The following is a 3,451-nucleotide window of genomic DNA, read 5'->3' as shown; positions in this document are numbered from 1 at the left end:
CGCCACGCCCGCGACGCCGTACGTCCCGGACCCGCGCACGGCGTCGAGCCTGCCCGGTCAGCCGACCCAGGAGGACATCTCGATCCCGTCCACCCCCGGCATCACCGTCCCGGACGGTCCCGAGACCGGCTACAGCGGTGGCGGGCTGAGCGGGGGAGCGGACCGATGACCCAGTCGCCCACCGGCGGCAGCCACGTCGGGACCACCGACGACCGCAGCCTGGGGCAGATCGTCAGTGACGTGAGCAACGACTTCGCGACGTTGATGAAGCAGGAGGTCGAGCTCGCGAAGGTGGAGCTCAAGGAGGAGCTCACCAAGGTGGGCACGGGCGCCGGCATGCTCGGCGGCGCCGGGTTCAGCGGCTGGTTCGTGCTGCTGTTCCTGTCTGCCGCACTCATGTTCCTGCTGGACAACTGGCTGCCGATCGAGGTCGCCGCGCTCCTCACCGCACTGGTGTGGGCCGCGGTGGCCGCGGTCCTCGCGGCCCTCGGCCGCAAGAAGCTCAAGGAAGCCAACCCCGAGCTGCCGAAGACGCAGCAGACCCTCAAGGAGGACGCGCAATGGGCCAGAGCACAGAAGAACTGACGACCCAGATCGAGCAGACCCGCACCCGGATGGCCTCGGACGTCGACGCCCTCCAGGACAAGGTCAGCCCCTCGGCCATCGTGGAACGACGCAAGGAGGCCACCAAGGAGCGCCTCGGCGGGATCAAGGACCGGGTCATGGGCGCGAAGGACTCGGTGACGTCCACGACCGCGGGAACCGCGAGCGGTGCGGTCGACGGGGCCAAGGACACCGCTCAGTCCGCGGTCAGCGCCACCCAGGGCCAGATCCAGGGCAGCCCCCTGGGCGCCGGTCTGGTGGCCTTCGGTGCGGGGCTCGTGATCGCATCCCTGTTCCCGGCCAGCAAGGCCGAGGCCGCCGCGGCGCACCGGACCATGGAGGCGGCCAAGGAGCACGGACAGCCGCTCATGGACGAGGCGAGGCAGACGGCTCAGCAGGTCGCCACGGACGCCAAGGAGCAGGCGACCCAGGTCGCGCAGCAGGTCAAGGAGTCCGCGGCCGGCTCGGCCGACACGGTCAGGTCCGAGGCGCAGTCCTCGGCCGAGGCCGTCCGGTCCGAGGCGGCTCCCTCCTGACCTGACCTGGGGCGACGCCTACGCTGGCTCGGTGCTCTTGCGCCGACACGGCTGTCGGGCTGAGCTCGCCGTCAGTCGAACAGCTCGCTGAGCCAGCTCTCCTTGCGCTTCTTGTAGGGCTTCTGGCCGTAGCCCTGCTGGTAGCCGCCCCGGTCGTAGCCCTGCTGCGGAGCGGGCTGCTGGTACTGCTGCGTCGGCGCCGCGGGAGCGGGGGCCGGTGCGGCGGGGCCCGGCTGGCTGAGCGAGCGTTCGATGATCTTGTCCAGCTCACCACGGTCCAGCCACACGCCGCGGCAGGTCGGGCAGTAGTCGATCTCGATGCCGCTGCGCTCGCTCATGGTGAGCACCGCGCCGTCGTTGGGGCACTGCATGGGGTCCTCCTGGTGGTGCCGGCTATTGAGCAGAACGTACGCGGAGGCCGGTGACGGGGACGGTGACAGCGCCCGAGGGATCGGTGAAGAAGTCGTTGCCCTTGTCGTCGACCACGATGAACGCCGGGAAGTCCTCGACCTCGATCCGCCAGACCGCCTCCATGCCCAGCTCCTCGTACTCGAGGACGGACACGTCCTTGATGCAGTCCTGGGCGAGCCGCGCCGCCGGTCCGCCGATCGAGCCGAGGTAGAAGCCGCCATGGGTGTGGCACGACTCGGTGACGGCCTTGGAGCGGTTGCCCTTGGCGAGCATCACCATCGAGCCCCCCGCGGCCTGGAACTGCTCGACGTAGGAGTCCATCCGGCCGGCGGTCGTCGGCCCGAACGACCCGGAGGCCATCCCCTCGGGGGTCTTCGCCGGGCCGGCGTAGTAGACCGGATGGTCCTTGAGGTACTGCGGCATGCCCTCGCCGGCGTCCAGCCGCTCCTTGATCTTGGCGTGCGCGATGTCGCGGGCGACGACCAGGGGGCCGGTCAGCGAGAGCCGGGTCTTCACGGGGTGCTGCGCGAGCTCGGCGAGGATCTCGGTCATCGGACGGTTGAGGTCGATCTGGACGACCGCGCCGCTCGAGATGTCGTCGGCGATGCCGGCATCGGGCATGTACTGCGCCGGGTCGGTCTCGAGCTGCTCGAGGAACACCCCGTCGGCGGTGATCTTTCCGAGCGCCTGCCGGTCCGCGGAGCACGACACGGCCAGTGCGACCGGGCAGGACGCACCGTGCCGCGGGAGGCGGACGACCCGCACGTCGTGGCAGAAGTACTTGCCGCCGAACTGCGCCCCGATGCCGAACGACTGGGTCAGCTTCCAGACCTGCTCCTCGAGGTCGAGGTCCCGGAAGCCGTGCGCGGACATCGAGCCCGACGTGGGCAGGTTGTCGAGGTAGTGCGCCGAGGCGTACTTCGCCGTCTTGAGGGCGAGCTCCGCCGACGTGCCGCCGATGACCACCGCCAGGTGGTAGGGCGGACAGGCGGCCGTGCCGAGCGAGCGGATCTTCTCGTCCAGGAACTCCAGCATGCGCGTGGGGTTCAGCACCGCCTTCGTCTCCTGGTAGAGGAACGACTTGTTGGCCGAGCCGCCGCCCTTGGCCATGAAGAGGAACTTGTACTCGGGCTTCCCCGACGTCTGCGCCGTCGAGTAGATCTCGATCTGCGCCGGCAGGTTGGTGCCCGTGTTCTTCTCCTCGTACGTCGTGAGGGGGGCGAGCTGCGAGTACCGCAGGTTCAGCCGGGTGTAGGCGTCGTAGACGCCGCGGGAGATCGCCTCACCGTCGTCGGCGCCGGTCAGCACCCCCTCGGACTTCTTGCCCATCACGATGGCGGTGCCGGTGTCCTGGCACATCGGCAGGACGCCACCCGCCGAGATGTTGACGTTCTTGAGCAGGTCGAGGGCGACGAACCGATCGTTGCCGGAGGCCTCGGGGTCGTCGATGATCCGCCTCAGCTGGGCGAGGTGCGCCGGCCGCAGGTAGTGGGAGATGTCATGCATCGCCTCGGCCGTGAGCCTCCGGATCGCCTCGGGCTCGACCTGGAGGAACGTCCGCCCGGCCACGTCGACGGTGGAGACACCCTCGGTCGTCACGAGCCGGTAGGGCGTCTCGTCCGGACCCGTCGGCAGCAGGTCGGAGTAGAGGAACTCGGGGGACGGCAGGGGGGACGGCAGGGGTTCAGCGGCCACGAGTGACCAGTATTCCGTGCGACTAACCTGGAAGGCATGCCGGATGACCCTTCCCAGCTGCGCATCTCGGACCAGGAGCGGCACCAGGTGGCCGAGATCCTGCGCGAGGCCGCCGGCGAGGGCCGCCTGGACCTGGACGAGCTCGACTCGCGGCTCGAGGCGACGTACGCCGCCCGGACCTACGCCGACCTGGTCCCCATCACGCT

The 3,451-nt window shown here is 69.8% G+C and carries 5 protein-coding genes; 3 read left to right on the top strand and 2 right to left on the bottom strand.

Annotation, left to right across the window (positions count from 1 at the left end; all coding sequences use genetic code 11):
• Nucleotides 1-165 precede the first annotated feature (165 nt).
• A complete protein-coding gene (locus JHD21_RS21515) occupies nucleotides 166-585 on the top strand; it encodes a phage holin family protein (RefSeq protein WP_292679550.1) in 420 nt (139 codons plus the stop codon).
• The gene (locus JHD21_RS21510) at nucleotides 561-1,139 is read left to right on the top strand and encodes a DUF3618 domain-containing protein (protein WP_292679548.1); all 579 of its coding nucleotides are present in this window, start codon (nucleotides 561-563) and stop codon (nucleotides 1,137-1,139) included. The genes JHD21_RS21515 and JHD21_RS21510 overlap by 25 nt, the downstream gene beginning before the upstream one ends.
• Nucleotides 1,140-1,210: 71 nt before the next feature.
• On the opposite strand, the gene JHD21_RS21505 is transcribed toward JHD21_RS21510, so the two are convergent.
• Together JHD21_RS21505 and JHD21_RS21500 are read right to left on the bottom strand one after the other, a co-directional pair.
• The gene (locus tag JHD21_RS21505; RefSeq protein WP_292679547.1) at nucleotides 1,211-1,510 is read right to left on the bottom strand and encodes a zf-TFIIB domain-containing protein; all 300 of its coding nucleotides are present in this window, start codon (nucleotides 1,508-1,510) and stop codon (nucleotides 1,211-1,213) included.
• Between the two features lie 22 nt (nucleotides 1,511-1,532).
• The gene (locus tag JHD21_RS21500) at nucleotides 1,533-3,218 is read right to left on the bottom strand and encodes a fumarate hydratase (protein ID WP_292679554.1); all 1,686 of its coding nucleotides are present in this window, start codon (nucleotides 3,216-3,218) and stop codon (nucleotides 1,533-1,535) included.
• 63 nt (nucleotides 3,219-3,281) lie between these two features.
• Here JHD21_RS21500 and JHD21_RS21495 point away from each other — a divergent pair.
• The coding region (locus JHD21_RS21495) for a DUF1707 domain-containing protein (RefSeq protein WP_292679552.1) at nucleotides 3,282-3,451 on the top strand (170 nt) is incomplete at its 3' end.

Origin of the sequence: Nocardioides sp. (assembly GCF_016462705.1) — a bacterium.
Taxonomy (GTDB): domain Bacteria; phylum Actinomycetota; class Actinomycetes; order Propionibacteriales; family Nocardioidaceae; genus Nocardioides.
Note: the sequence above shows the minus strand (reverse complement) of the source record. Positions and strands in the feature narration are given on the sequence as shown.